This window comes from Streptococcus devriesei DSM 19639, assembly GCF_000423725.1.
Taxonomy (GTDB): Bacteria; Bacillota; Bacilli; order Lactobacillales; family Streptococcaceae; genus Streptococcus; species Streptococcus devriesei.
Genome location: NZ_KE384084.1, coordinates 376,703 through 392,230, shown reverse-complemented (window position 1 = coordinate 392,230; position 15,528 = coordinate 376,703). Strand labels below are relative to the sequence as shown.

General features: G+C 42.5%; 16 protein-coding genes and 1 pseudogene. All 17 read left to right on the top strand.

Annotation, left to right across the window (positions count from 1 at the left end):
- A pseudogene (locus tag G573_RS11015) lies at positions 1 to 113 on the top strand (ethanolamine utilization protein EutM); the annotation flags it as partial.
- Between the two features lie 168 nt (positions 114 to 281).
- Positions 282 to 914, top strand: a complete 633-nt coding sequence (eutD, locus tag G573_RS0108000; RefSeq protein WP_027976240.1) for an ethanolamine utilization phosphate acetyltransferase EutD — start codon at positions 282 to 284, stop codon at positions 912 to 914.
- A gap of 13 nt (positions 915 to 927) precedes the next feature.
- On the top strand, positions 928 to 1,545 hold the full coding sequence (locus tag G573_RS0107995) for a hypothetical protein (protein ID WP_245543144.1): 618 nt from the start codon (positions 928 to 930) through the stop codon (positions 1,543 to 1,545).
- A 5-nt stretch (positions 1,546 to 1,550) separates the two neighbouring features.
- The gene (locus G573_RS0107990; protein WP_027976238.1) at positions 1,551 to 1,820 is read left to right on the top strand and encodes a EutN/CcmL family microcompartment protein; all 270 of its coding nucleotides are present in this window, start codon (positions 1,551 to 1,553) and stop codon (positions 1,818 to 1,820) included.
- A gap of 11 nt (positions 1,821 to 1,831) precedes the next feature.
- Entirely contained in the window at positions 1,832 to 2,932 is a 1,101-nt protein-coding gene (gene eutH / locus G573_RS0107985) for an ethanolamine utilization protein EutH (RefSeq protein WP_027976237.1), read from the top strand.
- Between the two features lie 3 nt (positions 2,933 to 2,935).
- The gene (locus tag G573_RS0107980) at positions 2,936 to 3,382 is read left to right on the top strand and encodes a cupin domain-containing protein (RefSeq protein ID WP_027976236.1); all 447 of its coding nucleotides are present in this window, start codon (positions 2,936 to 2,938) and stop codon (positions 3,380 to 3,382) included.
- A 48-nt stretch (positions 3,383 to 3,430) separates the two neighbouring features.
- Positions 3,431 to 3,811 carry a DUF4430 domain-containing protein gene (locus G573_RS0107975; protein ID WP_027976235.1) on the top strand — a complete coding sequence of 127 codons (381 nt, stop codon included), beginning with the start codon at positions 3,431 to 3,433 and terminating at the stop codon, positions 3,809 to 3,811.
- Positions 3,812 to 4,054: 243 nt separating this feature from the next.
- The gene (locus G573_RS0107970) at positions 4,055 to 4,960 is read left to right on the top strand and encodes a LysR family transcriptional regulator (protein WP_027976234.1); all 906 of its coding nucleotides are present in this window, start codon (positions 4,055 to 4,057) and stop codon (positions 4,958 to 4,960) included.
- Positions 4,961 to 4,969: 9 nt separating this feature from the next.
- Positions 4,970 to 5,437 (top strand): signal peptidase II, encoded by a 468-nt coding sequence (gene lspA / locus G573_RS0107965; RefSeq protein WP_027976233.1) that lies wholly within the window; start codon positions 4,970 to 4,972, stop codon positions 5,435 to 5,437.
- Entirely contained in the window at positions 5,421 to 6,311 is an 891-nt protein-coding gene (locus G573_RS0107960) for an RluA family pseudouridine synthase (RefSeq protein WP_027976232.1), read from the top strand. Before lspA ends, G573_RS0107960 begins: the two co-directional genes overlap by 17 nt.
- Positions 6,312 to 6,458: 147 nt before the next feature.
- The gene (locus G573_RS0107955; protein WP_027976231.1) at positions 6,459 to 7,031 is read left to right on the top strand and encodes a TVP38/TMEM64 family protein; all 573 of its coding nucleotides are present in this window, start codon (positions 6,459 to 6,461) and stop codon (positions 7,029 to 7,031) included.
- A gap of 206 nt (positions 7,032 to 7,237) precedes the next feature.
- A complete protein-coding gene (gene pyrR / locus G573_RS0107950; RefSeq protein WP_027976230.1) occupies positions 7,238 to 7,762 on the top strand; it encodes a bifunctional pyr operon transcriptional regulator/uracil phosphoribosyltransferase PyrR in 525 nt (174 codons plus the stop codon).
- A gap of 91 nt (positions 7,763 to 7,853) precedes the next feature.
- On the top strand, positions 7,854 to 8,780 hold the full coding sequence (locus tag G573_RS0107945) for an aspartate carbamoyltransferase catalytic subunit (RefSeq protein ID WP_027976229.1): 927 nt from the start codon (positions 7,854 to 7,856) through the stop codon (positions 8,778 to 8,780).
- A 115-nt stretch (positions 8,781 to 8,895) separates the two neighbouring features.
- Positions 8,896 to 9,981: a carbamoyl phosphate synthase small subunit gene (locus G573_RS0107940; RefSeq protein WP_027976228.1), complete on the top strand. Its 1,086-nt coding sequence runs from the start codon at positions 8,896 to 8,898 to the stop codon at positions 9,979 to 9,981.
- Between the two features lie 116 nt (positions 9,982 to 10,097).
- Positions 10,098 to 13,277 (top strand): carbamoyl-phosphate synthase large subunit, encoded by a 3,180-nt coding sequence (carB, locus tag G573_RS0107935; RefSeq protein WP_027976227.1) that lies wholly within the window; start codon positions 10,098 to 10,100, stop codon positions 13,275 to 13,277.
- Between the two features lie 250 nt (positions 13,278 to 13,527).
- Entirely contained in the window at positions 13,528 to 14,814 is a 1,287-nt protein-coding gene (locus tag G573_RS0107930; RefSeq protein WP_027976226.1) for an efflux RND transporter periplasmic adaptor subunit, read from the top strand.
- Between the two features lie 5 nt (positions 14,815 to 14,819).
- Positions 14,820 to 15,527: an ABC transporter ATP-binding protein gene (locus G573_RS0107925; protein ID WP_027976225.1), complete on the top strand. Its 708-nt coding sequence runs from the start codon at positions 14,820 to 14,822 to the stop codon at positions 15,525 to 15,527.
- Position 15,528: the final 1 nt, after the last annotated feature.

Sequence of the window (15,528 nt, the reverse complement as noted above, 5' to 3'; positions counted from 1 at the left end):
TTAAGGCAGCGACTGATGCGGGAGCCAATGCAGCCTCAGCTGTCGGTGAACTGATTTCAGTCCATGTAATCCCACGTCCGCATACAGAAGTAGACAGCATTTTGCCTAACTAAAATTAAGGATAAAGCAGACGGACAGTTTATGATAGTTTTTAAAAGAAAAGTCCTATTTCAAACTTATACAAGGAAATTTATTTATAAACGATGAAACAATCAATACTGTTTTCGTCTGCTTAATTTCGATAAAACCAGTATTTTGTAATATTTTAGAGGTAAAATCAAATGGACTTAAGTAACATTGATGCGATTACAACAGAAGTGATTGCAAGAGTAAAAAAACAAATGTTCCCTTCATTTGAAGTAGAGGCCTCAGGCCGGCATATACATTTATCTGAGAAAGATTTGACCTATTTACTAGGTGAGGATACTAAGCTGACACCAATTAAAAATCTATCACAGCCCGGCCAATTTGTATCACAGCTACGTTTAACAGTTTTAGGACCCAAAGGAGCTCTGCATAATGTTGCTGTTTTGGGACCTACACGATCTGAAACACAGGTTGAATTGTCATTGACTGATGCTCAAAAAATTGGCATCCATGCTCCTATTCGTCTCAGCGGAGATATCAATGGGACTCCGGGAATTACTATCATTAATGGTGACCGTGCTTTGACGATTGACCATGGAACAATTGCAGCTAGACGGCATATTCATGTTAAAACAGCTGATGCAAAGCTTCTAGGAGTAAAAGACCGAGAAATTGTACAAGTTAAAATGAATACAAAAAGGCCGCTTATTTTTGATGATGTTGTCATTCGAATAGACGATGCATTTTGTACAATGATGCATATTGACTATGATGAAGCCAATGCCTGTGGCTTTGAAAAGGGGACAAGAGCAACTATTGTGAGATGATGAAAAAATGGATATGAATCAATTAATTCAGCAAGTGACCGATAAGGTAATGGAGCGTTTGGCTCAAAAAACGCCAATATATTATATTATTGGCTCTCATTTAAATAAAATTGAATCTTACTTGTTGCAGCAAGGGATGACAGTAAAAAAAGAACTGCCGTCTTTGGATAAACTCACTTATGAACATTTTATCGTTGTAGAGATTAGCTCTGTCCAGTCGCTTATCCGTGTAGCCAATCTAATTGCAACCAATCAATTAGAAGATCTGATTGTTCAGGCTTTATTGGACGATCGACCTTTGTTTGTTAAATTAACAGCCGAAGCACCGATAAACAGTCATGTTATTGCAAAAATAAATGCAGCCAAAAAGAATCTTAATGACATGGGAGCTACTCTTATTAAAGGAAATGATTTGGATGATTATTTTTCGCCATTTAATAAGACAATTGCAGCTGCTTCACCTGCAGCCAAAACTAACGATATTAAAAAGCAGCTTATTTCATTGAAAATTTTAAAGGACAATTATCCAGTGGATGAGCTGACAACATTTGAACTTAGTCCTAATATGATACTGACAGCACTGGCCAGTGACTATCTTCGTGAGAAAAATATCCCAATTGTGAAGGAGTGAGGCAAATGTTTATTGGAAAAGTCGTTGGAAATTTATGGTCAACTAAAAAGGATGATAAATTAAATGGTAAAAGATTTTTAGTCATCCAAAAATTCACTAGTCAACAAACAGTTGCTGCAGATATTTTAGTAGCAGCAGATAAAGTCGGAGCAGGCATTGGCGAGACGGTTCTGGTGACAACAGGAACAAATGCGAAATACACATTTAATGATCAGAATCTGCCGATAGATATGGCTATTATCGGTATTATTGACTCGTTTGATATAACAGAATAATAGGTGAAATTATGGGAATTAATGAAATCGTTATTTGGATTATCACCATTTTTATGGTTTTAGGAGGTATTGATTACTGTCTGGGAAAGAAAATCGGACTGGGTGAAAAATTTGAGGAAGGTATCATGGCAATGGGGGCTTTGACTTTATCTATGGCAGGTATCATTGTCATTGCTCCTTTGCTGTCAAAATTACTAAGTCCAGTGATTGTGCCAATTTATAAATTGATTGGGGCAGATCCCAGTATGTTTGCCGGGACCATCTTAGCAAATGATATGGGTGGATATTTTTTAGCTAAGTCAATGGCAGCAAGTACAACTGTTGGCCAATTTTCAGGTGCTATATTAGGTGCTATGATGGGAGCGACTATTGTTTTCTCCATTCCGGTATCTTTAGGTATTATTAAAAAAGAAGATCAAGAATACTTAGCAATTGGGATTCTTTGCGGTTTGATGTCCATTCCTTTTGGTGCTTTTGTGGGCGGAGTTCTGCAGGGAATGAATCCTTTGTTGGTTATACAAAATTTAATTCCGATTATTATAGTGGCTATTTTAATAGCTTTGGGCTTATGGAAGGCTCCTCAAAAAATGATTTCAGGCTTTAAGGTATTTGGTCAAGGTGTTGTGATAGTAGCTGTTTTTGGTTTAGTTTTAGGCGGTTTTGAACTGTTGACTGGTGTTAAGGTCATAAAATCAGCTGAGAGCATCTCATCTGCTTTTGGAATCGTCGGAACAATCGCAATCACCTTAGCAGGTGCTTATGGATTAGTTTTTGCTATTAATAAATTTTTCCAAAAACCCCTGATGAAACTTGGAAATGTTTTAGGGATGAATGATGTTTCTGCAGCAGGACTAGTAGCCTCACTTGCTAATAATATAGCTATGTTTCAGACCATGAAGGATATGGATAAGCGCGGTAAAATTATTAATGTAGCTTTTGCAGTCTGTGCTTCCTTTACTTTTGGAGATCATCTTGGTTTTACAGCCGGTGTTGCACCTAAATTGGTTGTTCCAATGATTGTTAGTAAATTAATTGGAGGAATTGTGGGTATTGTGATCGCCTTAGCAGTTGTTAACAAGCAATTTCCAGAGAATGACTTGAAAGGAGGTTAATACATGGAAATAAATCAGTCTAAGATTGAAGCTCTAGTTCGAGAAGTTTTATCAGAAGTTATGGACGAACAAGATACTTTTAAAACTTCTGCAATGCATGGCGTTAAAAAAATAGCCCTGCCTTCTCTCCAAACTCGCCCTCAAGATCGTTTAGATACAGGTAAAGAAAAAGATATTGTCTATACGCGTGATTTGTTCACCTTAGAAGAAAGTCCAAGGCTTGGCTGCGGTCTGATGGAGATGGAACATACAAGTTTCGACTGGCATTTGACCTATGATGAAATAGACTATGTTATTGAAGGTCGGTTAACCATCATTATTGATGGTAAAAAAATTACTGCTGGACCTGGGGAAATTATTCTGATTCCAAAAGATAGCAAAATTCAATTCTCTGTTCCGGAGAAAGCACGTTTTATGTATGTTACCTATCCTGCTGATTGGGCGGGATAGGCAGATGTTTTAATAATTCTAATGGAACTTTTTTAAGGAGATTTCATCATGAAAAAATTACTGTTTAGTATATCTATGTTGTTGCTGAGTCTTGTTTTAATCGCTTGCAGTAATAATACTGGTAATTCCTCCTCGCAAAAAGCAAAAGAAGTAACTGTTCAAGTTATCATTAAACCTGATGGTAAAGAGGCCAAACGTAAGTCTGTAGCTATTGATAAAGGAGCTACCGTTATGAAAGCTCTGAAAAAAGCTTATAAAGTGGAAGAAAAAGATGGCTTTATCACGTCTATTGATGACAATAAACAGGATGAGACAAGAAAGCTTTATTGGATGTTTAAGGTCAATGACAAGGTTGCCTCAAAAGGAGCTGAGGAGATAAAGGTCAAAAAAGATGATAAAATTGAATTTTATCAGGAAGTGTATAAGTAAGAAGATGGGTCCGCAGCGAAAATGTCTAACAATTCAGATTGAAGAAAGCGTCTAAGATAGACAATTCTTCAATCTTTTTTGATACGACACTGCAGAAGCTACATCATCTGCTCTTAATTCAGAATTTTGATATGCAGGCGAACACTAACTGCCTGCTCAACAAAGATAATAAGCGAAAATCACGCGTAAAGTGTGATTTTTATTGTATAATAGAAACAGCAGTTAAAAAAAGAAAGTAGTATCATGAACATTCAGCAATTACGATATGTGGTGGCTATTGCTAACAGCGGGACCTTTCGCGAGGCAGCTGCCAAACTTTTTGTCAGTCAGCCCAGCCTGTCTGTAGCTGTCAAGGATTTGGAACAGGAGCTGGGTTTTAAAATTTTTACACGAACGACAACAGGGGCAGTTCTAACCAGTCAGGGGCTGACTTTTTATGAGAAGTCACTGGAAGTCGTTAAGAGTTTTGATTCCTTTGAGAAGCGCTATGCTAAGCCGGACAGTGATAAAAACCAGTTTTCGGTGGCCAGTCAGCACTATGATTTTCTGCCGCCTCTGCTGACAAGCTTTTCCAAGCAATATCCAGAATATAAAGACTTTCGGATTTTTGAAACGACAACGGCTCAGATTTTGGATGAAGTGTCTGAGGGTCACAGTGAAATCGGTATTATTTATATGAACCAGCAAAATCGTAAGGGTATTTTGCAGAAAATGGATAAGCTGGGTCTGGAATTTGTCGAAATGATTCCCTTTAAAACGCATATTTACCTGCGTCAAGACCATCCTCTGGCTCAAAAAGATCTTTTGACCATGGAAGATTTAGAAGGGCTTGAGACGGTTCGCTTCACTCAGGAAAAAGACGAATATCTTTATTATTCTGAAAATCTGGTTGATACCTCTGGCAGTTCCTTGATTTACAATGTTACTGACCGGGCAACTCTCAATGGGATTTTGGAGCGGACGGACGCCTATGCCACTGGCTCAGGATTTTTAGACAGCCGCAGTGTCAATGGCATTACAGTCATTCCTTTGGATGATAAGCTGGATAACCGCATGGTCTATGTCAGACGCAGCAGTACTGCCTTATCAACATGTGCCTTGAAGTTTATCAATGTTATGTTTAATTATTTTGAAACCTATAAGCCTTAAGGAGAACCTATGAGAAAAATAGTATTGCCTTTTATCGTTCTTCTTTTGATTGGGCTGGATCAGCTCAGCAAAGTTCTGGTTGTCAAGTTTATTGCCTTGGGTGAGCTCGTTAATGTGATTCCCAACGTGGTCAGTCTCACCTATTTGAAAAATACAGGAGCCGCCTTTTCTATTTTAGAAAACCAGCAGTGGTTCTTTACGATTATTACTGTACTTGTGCTGGGGGCAGCGGCTTACTACCTTATCAAATATATACAGTCTGACAATGTCTGGCTTTTGGCTGGTTTGATTTTGATTATTTCCGGCGGTATAGGCAATTTTATTGACCGCTTGCGGCTGGGCTATGTTGTGGATATGGTTCATCTTGATTTTGTTGATTTTGCAATATTTAATGCAGCGGATACGTATTTGAGTATCGGTGTGCTGCTTTTGATTGTTGCCCTATGGAGAGAAGAAAAAAATGGAGATACGCATTAAAGAAGCAGGTCCGCGCTTAGACAAGGCTCTGGCAGATTTGACAGAACTGTCGCGCAGTCAGGCCGGTGAACAGATTAAGGCTGGGCTTGTTCTGGTTAACGGCCAAGCTCAAAAAGCTAAATATGCGGTTAAAGCCGGAGACGTAGTTACTTATGAACTGCCGCAGGAAGAACTGCTGGACTGTCTGCCGCAGGACTTACCGCTTGATATTATCTATGAAGATGCTGATGTTGCGGTTGTCAATAAACCTCAGGGAATGGTGGTTCATCCTTCGGCAGGTCATCCTTCTGGAACGCTGGTTAATGCCTTGCTTTTTCATATCAAAGATTTGTCTGCCATTAACGGTGTAATAAGACCGGGTATTGTTCACCGCATTGATAAGGATACTTCGGGACTTTTGATGATCGCTAAAAATGACCAAGCCCATCAGTTTCTGGCGGATGAACTAAAAGAAAAGAAATCATTGCGCCAGTATTTAGCCATTGTTCACGGCAGTTTGCCAAATGACCGCGGTGTTATCGAGGCACCGATTGGCCGCAGCGACAAAGATCGCAAAAAGCAGGCTGTGACAGCAAAAGGCAAGCCTGCTGTAACACATTTTCAGGTTGTGGAACGTTTTGACGATTATACTTTGGTCAGACTGACTTTAGAGACCGGAAGAACCCATCAGATTCGCGTCCATATGGCCTATATCGGTCATCCGGTTGCCGGAGATCCGCTTTATGCTCCTAAGAAAACCCTCAAAGGACAGGGACAGTTTCTTCATGCGGAAACCCTGGCCTTTACTCATCCTGTCACAGGTCAATTAATGCGCTTTACTGCAGAAGTGCCGGCAGTTTTCCAAGAGACCTTAGATCAGCTGCGCCATCCTTAACATGAATTTAAACTAAAAAGCAGGAGCTATCAAGACCTGCTTTTTTGGTGACAATTTATTACAGTATATTTTTTTAGTTTTTGTTAAAATAGGGTCATGAAGACATCCAACCCTTTAAAAACAGAAACAAAACTGAAGTATGTTCGTATGGTTCTGCGCTTAGTTACCTGGCTGGTGCTTTTAGCGCTGATTCTCTTGACCGTTCATCTCTATAATAAAGGTTATCTGACAGACGTTCAAAAGCTGCGTTCTGTTATGAAGCGTTACGGCACTTGGAGTCCCTTGATTTTTATTTTGCTGCAGATTATCCAAGTGGCTATTCCTATTCTGCCGGGTGGTGTTTCTACCTTAGCCGGTGTTGTTATTTTTGGTCCTTTCTGGGGCTTTATCTGGAATTACATTGGTATTTGTACCGGTTCTGTTTTAGGATTTCATATTGCTAAACGGTTCGGCCGGCCTGTTTTGGAGGCCTTCTTTAGTCCCAAGCTGCTTGAAAGCTATGGGCATCGGACCAATTCAGACAGTAAATTTGCCAAATACTTTGCCTGGGCCATCTTTCTTCCGATTGCACCAGATGATTTGCTCTGTTATCTGGCCGGAACGACCAGCATGAGTTACCGACAGTTTATAACGATTATATTATTAGGAAAACCGGCAGCTATTCTTGCCTACAGTCTGGGCTTAATGACCATTTTGTCAAAATTATTCGGTCTTGGCTGAGCCATTCTTACCCATAGAAAAAACAGCTGACCCTTGAAAAATAAAAGTAGTATGTTATAATGAATGAAATGAATATTCCTTTAACACTGTCCCGTGAGGCAGGCAAGGAGCCGGTAAGAAAAAAGTGCAGGGAAAACTGTACTTATATTTCGTGAAATCTCCTTGTACAAGGAGATTTTTTCTTATTTTTTACAGAAAGGCATTCTATGAAAACAAAAGAAATTGTTGACGGTGTCACTATGAAGCGTGCTATTACGCGCATCACTTACGAAATTATTGAGCGCAATAAGAGCCTTGATAAGATTGTGCTGGCAGGTATTAAGACGCGCGGTGTTTTTATTGCCCGCCGTATTCAGGAGCGGCTCAAACAAATTGAAGGCATTGATGTGCCGCTCGGCCAGCTTGATATCAGACATTTCCGCGATGATATTAAAATTGAGGAAGATACAACTGATATGCCGGTTGACATTACAGATCGTGATGTGATTTTGGTCGATGATGTTCTCTATACAGGCCGCACTATCCGTGCTGCCATTGATAATCTTGTCAATCTCGGCCGCCCGTCTCGAGTGAGTCTGGCTGTCTTGGTAGACAGAGGACACCGAGAGCTTCCTATCCGTGCAGACTATGTTGGGAAAAACATTCCGACCAGCGGTTCAGAAGAAATTGTTGTGAATATGACAGAGATTGATGGCAAAGATAATGTTTTGCTGCTTGCTAAAGAAGATTAATCAAACCGAGTTCAGGTGTCCTGAGACATTTTGAATGTCCGGATGCAAAGCAAGCTCTTATGGAATTTCTCTCAGAAAAGGACAGGTTCTAATGATAGTTACTGATGGTGTTGTGTCGCTTAAGCATTTGGTCAGCATGGAGATTTTATCCAATGAAGAAGTGCTTGGCTTAATTAAAAGAGGATTGGCTTTCAAAGAGAAAAAGGTTCATTTTTCGCTGGACAGGCAGTACTTTGCGGCAAATTTGTTTTTTGAATCGTCAACGCGGACTCACAAATCTTTTGAAGTCGCAGAGAAAAAGCTGGGTCTGGACGTGATTGAATTTGATGCTAAGACCAGTTCTGTAAACAAGGGTGAGACTCTCTATGATACGATTTTGACGATGAGCGCTTTAGGTGTTGATATCTGTGTTGTCCGCCATTCGCAGGATGACTATTATAAGGAGCTGATTGACAGCCGGACAATCCAAACGTCTATTGTAAACGGCGGTGATGGTTCCGGTCAGCACCCCAGCCAATGTCTGCTGGATTTGATGACCATCTATGATGAATTTGGAAGCTTTGAAAACCTTAAGATTGCCATTGCAGGGGACATTACACATTCTCGTGTGGCTAAGTCCAATATGCAGATTCTCAAGCGCTTAGGAGCCCAGATTTATTTTTCCGGGCCTAAAGAGTGGTATTCTTCTGAGTTTGATGTTTACGGCAAATATGTTGCCATTGATGATATCATTGATCAGGTCGATGTTCTCATGCTGCTGCGCGTCCAGCACGAGCGCCATGACGGCAGCGAAAGCTTTTCTAAAGAGACTTACCATGAGCACTATGGCCTGACCAAAGCTCGCTATGATCGGCTGAAAAGCTCTACTATTATCATGCATCCGGCTCCGGTGAACCGCGATGTGGAAATTGCAGACAGCCTGGTGGAGGCACCTCAGTCGCGCATTGTCGCGCAGATGCAAAACGGTGTTTTTGTCAGAATGGCTATTTTGGAAGCGATCCTTAAAGGAAAGACCTAATCAGAGCTTGAAGCGTAACTGTAAAAAGACAAATGAAAATTTCAGTCAGCGTTTTTGCTGAACAGCCGCGAATGACTAAAGTGAGAACTTGCTGATCTTACTGAAAGGTAAATATATGAGAAAGAGACTTTTAATTTTAGAAGACGGAACCATTTTTGAAGGACAGGCTTTTGGTGCAGACCTTGATGTGACAGGAGAAATTGTTTTTAATACCGGCATGACAGGCTATCAGGAGTCTATTACGGACCAGTCTTATAACGGTCAGATTTTGACTTTCACCTATCCGCTGGTTGGCAATTATGGGGTTAACCGTGATGATTATGAGAGTATTACTCCGACCTGTAAGGGAGTGGTTGTTTCAGAAAATGCCCGTCTGGCCAGCAATTGGCGCAAGCAGATGACCTTGGATGAATTTCTACAGGCTAAAAATATTCCAGGTATTTCTGGTATTGATACCCGTGCTCTTACGAAAATTATCCGCCATCATGGGACGATGAAGGCTACTCTTACTAACGGAGGAGATGAGCTAAGCCATCTGCAGGATCAGCTGCGGGCGACTGTTCTTCCGACAAATAATATTGAGCAGGTATCAACCAAGGCGGCTTATCCAGCTCCGGGTATCGGCAAAAACATTGTTCTCGTTGACTTTGGTCTCAAGCATTCCATCTTGCGTGAGTTTTCAAAGCGCAGCTGCAATGTGACTGTTGTGCCTCATGATACAAGCGCTCAGGAAATTCTTAACCTGAATCCAGACGGTGTCATGCTGTCCAACGGTCCCGGCAATCCCCAGGATGTTCCGGAAGCCTTGGACATGATTCGGGGAATTCAGGGGAAGATTCCGATTTTTGGCATCTGTATGGGGCATCAGCTCTTTAGTTTGGCCAATGGCGCCACTACTTACAAGATGAAATTCGGGCATCGCGGCTTCAACCATGCAGTACGTGAAATTGCAACAGGGCGGATTGACTTTACCAGTCAGAACCACGGTTATGCTGTTGAACGTGAAAGTCTGCCGGAAGACTTAATCATCACGCATGAAGAAATTAATGATAAATCCATTGAAGGAGTGCGTCACCGCCGCTATCCGGCCTTTTCGGTTCAGTATCATCCGGACGCTGCACCGGGACCGCACGATGCCTCTTACCTCTTTGATGAATTTTTAGAAATGATTGATGCTTTTCAGCAAGGTGCCAAAAATTAAAAGGCGGCTAAGAAACCATGCTCCAAGTGAATTGAGAGATTTGCTGCCGGAGGCGCTTTTCACATCAAGAATGATTATTTAATGTTAACCAGAGAGCTAGCAAATAGGAGAAATAAATGCCAAAACGTACAGATATAAAGAAAATCATGGTTATCGGTTCCGGTCCGATTATTATCGGTCAGGCTGCTGAATTTGACTATGCCGGAACACAGGCCTGCCTTGCCCTTAAGGAGGAAGGCTACAGTGTCGTGCTTGTTAATTCTAATCCGGCCACTATTATGACTGATAAGGAAATCGCGGACAGTGTTTATATTGAGCCCATTACCATCGAATTTGTGACACGCATCCTGAGAAAAGAGCGGCCTGATGCTCTGCTGCCTACCCTGGGCGGACAGACAGGCCTCAATATGGCTATGGAACTGTCCAGAGCTGGTATTTTGGATGAACTGGGTGTTGAACTCTTAGGAACGAAGCTGTCTGCCATTGATCAAGCCGAAGACCGTGACCTCTTCAAGCAGCTGATGGAAGATTTAAAGCAGCCGATTCCTGAATCCGATATTGTCAACAGTGTTGAAGAAGCGGTAGCTTTTGCCAATGAAATCGGCTACCCTGTGATTGTCCGTCCGGCCTTTACCTTAGGCGGAACTGGCGGCGGTATGTGTGCCGATGAAACAGAACTTAGGGAAATTGCTGAGAATGGCCTAAAACTGTCACCGGTAACTCAGTGTTTGATTGAGCGTTCCATCGCCGGTTTTAAGGAAATCGAATACGAAGTCATGCGCGATGCGGCTGACAATGCTTTGGTAGTCTGTAACATGGAGAATTTCGATCCTGTCGGCATTCATACCGGAGATTCTATTGTTTTTGCACCGACACAGACACTGTCAGACATTGAAAATCAGATGCTGCGTGATGCCAGTCTCAGTATTATTCGTGCGCTGAAAATTGAAGGCGGCTGCAATGTTCAGCTGGCGCTTGACCCTAACAGCTTTAAATACTATGTCATTGAGGTTAATCCGCGTGTTTCCAGGTCATCAGCTTTAGCCTCCAAAGCGACCGGCTATCCTATTGCCAAACTGGCTGCGAAGATTGCTGTCGGTTTGACGCTTGATGAAATGATTAATCCGGTTACTGGCACGACCTATGCAATGTTTGAGCCCGCTCTTGACTACGTGGTGGCTAAAATTCCGCGTTTTCCATTTGATAAATTTGAACATGGGGAACGCCGTCTGGGAACACAGATGAAAGCAACCGGAGAAGTGATGGCAATCGGCCGCAATATTGAAGAGAGCCTTCTCAAAGCCTGCCGCTCACTTGAAATCGGTGTTTATCACAATGAAATTGCAGAGCTTGCTGAGGTAACAGATGATGCTCTGGTGGAAAAAATTGTTAAAGCTCAGGATGATCGGCTTTTCTATCTGTCTGAGGCTATTCGCCGGGGCTACACGATTGAAGAGCTGTCAGAACTGACTAAGATTGATCTTTTCTTCCTTGATAAACTGCTGCATATCTATGAAATTGAGCAAGCTTTGGCAAGCCATATCAAGGATCCTGATGTACTTAGGGAAGCTAAGGGCAATGGTTTTTCAGACCGCAAGATTGCGGATATCTGGAATATGCCAGCAGATGATGTGCGCCAGTTCCGTCTGGATCAGCGTATCGTACCTGTCTATAAAATGGTTGATACCTGCGCAGCTGAATTTGAGTCTGCGACGCCTTACTTTTATTCCACTTATGAGCTGGAAAATGAATCCATCAAATCGGACAAGGAATCCGTTCTGGTTTTGGGTTCGGGTCCTATTCGAATCGGTCAGGGTGTGGAGTTTGACTATGCTACCGTTCATTCGGTCAAAGCTATTCAGGCCGCAGGCTATGAAGCCATCATCATGAATTCCAATCCGGAAACAGTGTCCACGGACTTCTCAGTCTCAGACAAGCTCTATTTTGAACCCTTGACCTTTGAAGATGTTATGAATGTTCTCGAATTAGAGCAGCCAAAAGGTGTTATTGTTCAGTTTGGCGGACAGACGGCTATTAATTTAGCTGAGCCCCTGTCCAAAGCAGGTGTGACAATCTTGGGAACGCAGGTAGCAGACCTCGACCGTGCAGAAGACCGCGACCTTTTTGAGCAGGCCTTGAAAGATCTGAACATTCCTCAGCCGCCCGGCCAAACAGCAACCAACGAAGAAGAGGCTGTTGCCTCTGCCCGTAAGATCGGTTTTCCTGTCCTTGTACGCCCATCTTATGTTCTGGGCGGCCGTGCTATGGAAATCGTGGAAAACGAAGATGATTTACGTTCCTACATGCGGACAGCTGTTAAGGCCAGTCCTGACCATCCGGTTCTGGTTGATTCTTACCTAGTTGGCCGTGAGTGTGAAGTTGATGCTATTTCGGATGGCGAAAATGTCCTTATTCCGGGAATTATGGAACACATTGAGCGCGCCGGTGTCCATTCCGGGGATTCTATGGCTGTCTATCCGCCGCAGACGCTTTCAAAAGAAATTCAGAAGACAATTGCTGACTATACCAAACGCTTGGCTATCGGTCTTAACTGTATTGGAATGATGAATATCCAATTTGTCATTAAAGACGAAACAGTTTATGTTATCGAGGTCAATCCTCGTGCCAGCCGGACAGTGCCGTTCTTATCCAAAGTCACTGATATTCCGATGGCTCAGGTAGCGACTCAATTGATCTTAGGACGCACACTGCCTGAACTTGGTTATACAGACGGCCTCTATCCAGAAAGTCAAAATGTCCATGTTAAAGCACCCGTCTTTTCCTTTACCAAGCTAGCCAAGGTTGATAGTCTCCTAGGTCCTGAAATGAAGTCTACAGGTGAAGTAATGGGGACAGACTCAACTCTTGAAAAAGCTCTTTATAAAGCCTTTGAAGCTTCTTATTTCCACCTTCCGTCCTTTGGAAATGTCATTTTCACTATTGCTGATGATACAAAAGAAGAAGCTTTGGATTTGGCTCGCCGCTTTTCTAATATCGGTTACAGCATTCTTGCCACTAAAGGAACGGCTGACTTCTTTGCCGAACACGGTTTAGATGCTCAGGTTGTCGATAAACTCGGAGAAAATGACGCCAATGATATTCCGGCTTTTGTCCGAGCAGGCAAGGTTCAGGCCATTGTCAATACGGTTGGCAACAAGCGGACTTTTGATGAAGATGGAGCAGCTATTCGCAGCTCTGCCATTGAACACGGCATTCCGCTCTTTACGGCCTTAGATACAGCCGCTGCCATGGTGCAGGTGCTTGAAAGCCGCGGATTTATTACAAAAGCTTTATAAAGATACTGCCGTAAATAATCAGAATTTGTGCGAAAGAAGAGGTTTGGAATTTCCAGCCTCTTTTTGCAGATAGGGTCTTGACAGGTTCTTGTTAATGCTGTACACTTGTATTATAAAGTTAGAACAATAAGCTGCTTGTTGGGTCTACATGCAGCAATCTTACAGAAATGTAAGATTTTTTGGTGAAAGTGTAAGGCTTTTACGTTCACTTTACGGTATGATGAAAAGGAAAAAACAGGAGGGGAAGTTTATGCCAAAAAGAAAGGGAAAAATGACCAAAAAGAAAAAGGGATGGATCATCGTTGCCAGTTTTGCAGCTGTTGCCGTTTTGTTGGGATTGATCTGGGCGAGACTGCAGCAGTCCAGTCAAATAGATTCGCAAAACATTGGCTATCAGACGGTTAAGGTAAAAGAGGGTTCTATTGCCTCATCAACCTTGCTTTCAGGAAAAATTAAGCCCGAATCAGAACAGTATGTGTATTATGACAGCAGCAAGGGAAGCAATCCCAAAGTAGTGGTTGCTGCCGGAGATCAGGTGACTGCAGGACAGCAATTAGTACAGTATGATACAGGTGAGGCTCAAGCAGCCTATGATCAAGCGGTTAGAAACCTTAATAAGATCAACCGTCAGATTACTAATTATCAAACCTATGGCGTTGCACCATCAGCAGACAGCTCTGCTGACAGTGGTTCTGCTGCCGGTAATTCAGCAACAGATGAGGGAAATGCTGCCGGGGCACAAAGCAGCGGTTCAGCAAGCGGGATGACAGACAGCAGTGCGGCTGCTCTGACACCGACAAATTCTACCGCTTATGATCAACAGCTGCAGGATTTGTACGATGCTCAAGCCAATGCTCAAGATGAGGTCAACAAGGCTCAGACAGCTCTGAATAATACATCTGTCAACAGTGAAGTAACCGGAACAGTAGCAGAAGTTAACAATGACATTGACCCTTCCGGTAAGACCAGCAAAGCTTTGGTTCATGTAACCAGCGAAGGGAAGCTGCAGGTTAGAGGCACTCTGACAGAGTATGACTTGGCTAATATCAAGGTCGGACAAGCCATTAAAATTAAATCCAAAGTCTATGATGATAAGGAATGGGATGGAAAAATTTCCTACATTTCAAATTATCCCAGTCAGTCAGATCAAGATCAGTCTCAAGGATCCGGCAGCGGTTCATCTTCTGGTGCGGCTGCTTACGAATATAAGGCAGATATTACCAGTGATTTAGGTGATTTAAAACAAGGTTTCACGGTATCTGTAGAAGTCGTTAATGAAAATAAGAGCCTCATCATTCCTGCATCAGCACTGGTCAGCAAAAATGGGAAAAATTACGTTTGGGTTTATGACAAATCGAACTCTCGAGTTTTGAGAAAAGATGTTGCCGCAGGCAACGCCGATGCTAAGTCGCAGGAAATTTCTTCTGGTCTTAAGAAAGGCCAAGTGGTTATTTCCAATCCGGACAAGAGCTTAAAAGAAGGCAAGAAGATTGACAAACCTTCTGCTAAAGACGATAAGGCCGGCGAGAAGAGGTGAGCAGCATGAGTGATAAAAAAGAGCTCATCCATCTTGAGGGCATCACGAAAAGCTACCATAACGGCAATCAGGAATTACAAGTCTTAAAAGGTATAGATCTGGTTGTCAATGAAGGAGATTTTCTTGCCATTATGGGACCGTCCGGTTCCGGGAAATCAACGCTGATGAATATTATCGGGCTTTTAGACAGGGCAACAGACGGTTCGTATTCTTTGGCTGATGAGTCTATCGAAAAACTGAATCAAAATGAGCTGGCACGCCTTCGGAATGAAGAGATTGGCTTTGTCTTTCAGCAATTCTTTCTGCTGTCTAAGCTTAATGCGCAGGATAATGTTGAACTGCCTCTTATTTATGCTGGCGTATCAGCATCTAAGCGTCATCAGCTGGCACAGCAATTTTTAGAAAAAGTCGAATTGGCTGACAGGCGCAAGCATCTGCCATCAGAGCTTTCCGGCGGACAAAAGCAGCGTGTTGCCATCGCACGGGCTTTGGTCAATGATCCTTCTATCATTTTGGCAGATGAACCGACCGGTGCCCTGGATACCAAGACCAGCAACCAAATTCTGGAATTATTGAACCAGCTCAACCGCGAAGGAAAAACAATTATCATGGTAACCCATGAACCTGAGATTGCTGATTATGCTACTCGCAAGATTGTTATCCGTGACGGAGAAATTACTTTAGATACGACTGAAAGTGTCCGTATTGATTAAG

What these genes read in the sequence shown, in the direction of transcription:
- eutD (WP_027976240.1), top strand. Translation starts at nt 282, where the DNA reads ATGGACTTAAGTAACATTGATGCGATTACAACAGAAGTGATTGCAAGA.
- G573_RS0107995 (WP_245543144.1), top strand. Translation starts at nt 928, where the DNA reads ATGAATCAATTAATTCAGCAAGTGACCGATAAGGTAATGGAGCGTTTG.
- G573_RS0107990 (WP_027976238.1), top strand. Translation starts at nt 1,551, where the DNA reads ATGTTTATTGGAAAAGTCGTTGGAAATTTATGGTCAACTAAAAAGGAT.
- eutH (WP_027976237.1), top strand. Translation starts at nt 1,832, where the DNA reads ATGGGAATTAATGAAATCGTTATTTGGATTATCACCATTTTTATGGTT.
- G573_RS0107980 (WP_027976236.1), top strand. Translation starts at nt 2,936, where the DNA reads ATGGAAATAAATCAGTCTAAGATTGAAGCTCTAGTTCGAGAAGTTTTA.
- G573_RS0107975 (WP_027976235.1), top strand. Translation starts at nt 3,431, where the DNA reads ATGAAAAAATTACTGTTTAGTATATCTATGTTGTTGCTGAGTCTTGTT.
- G573_RS0107970 (WP_027976234.1), top strand. Translation starts at nt 4,055, where the DNA reads ATGAACATTCAGCAATTACGATATGTGGTGGCTATTGCTAACAGCGGG.
- lspA (WP_027976233.1), top strand. Translation starts at nt 4,970, where the DNA reads ATGAGAAAAATAGTATTGCCTTTTATCGTTCTTCTTTTGATTGGGCTG.
- G573_RS0107960 (WP_027976232.1), top strand. Translation starts at nt 5,421, where the DNA reads ATGGAGATACGCATTAAAGAAGCAGGTCCGCGCTTAGACAAGGCTCTG.
- G573_RS0107955 (WP_027976231.1), top strand. Translation starts at nt 6,459, where the DNA reads ATGGTTCTGCGCTTAGTTACCTGGCTGGTGCTTTTAGCGCTGATTCTC.
- pyrR (WP_027976230.1), top strand. Translation starts at nt 7,238, where the DNA reads ATGAAAACAAAAGAAATTGTTGACGGTGTCACTATGAAGCGTGCTATT.
- G573_RS0107945 (WP_027976229.1), top strand. Translation starts at nt 7,854, where the DNA reads ATGATAGTTACTGATGGTGTTGTGTCGCTTAAGCATTTGGTCAGCATG.
- G573_RS0107940 (WP_027976228.1), top strand. Translation starts at nt 8,896, where the DNA reads ATGAGAAAGAGACTTTTAATTTTAGAAGACGGAACCATTTTTGAAGGA.
- carB (WP_027976227.1), top strand. Translation starts at nt 10,098, where the DNA reads ATGCCAAAACGTACAGATATAAAGAAAATCATGGTTATCGGTTCCGGT.
- G573_RS0107930 (WP_027976226.1), top strand. Translation starts at nt 13,528, where the DNA reads ATGCCAAAAAGAAAGGGAAAAATGACCAAAAAGAAAAAGGGATGGATC.
- G573_RS0107925 (WP_027976225.1), top strand. Translation starts at nt 14,820, where the DNA reads ATGAGTGATAAAAAAGAGCTCATCCATCTTGAGGGCATCACGAAAAGC.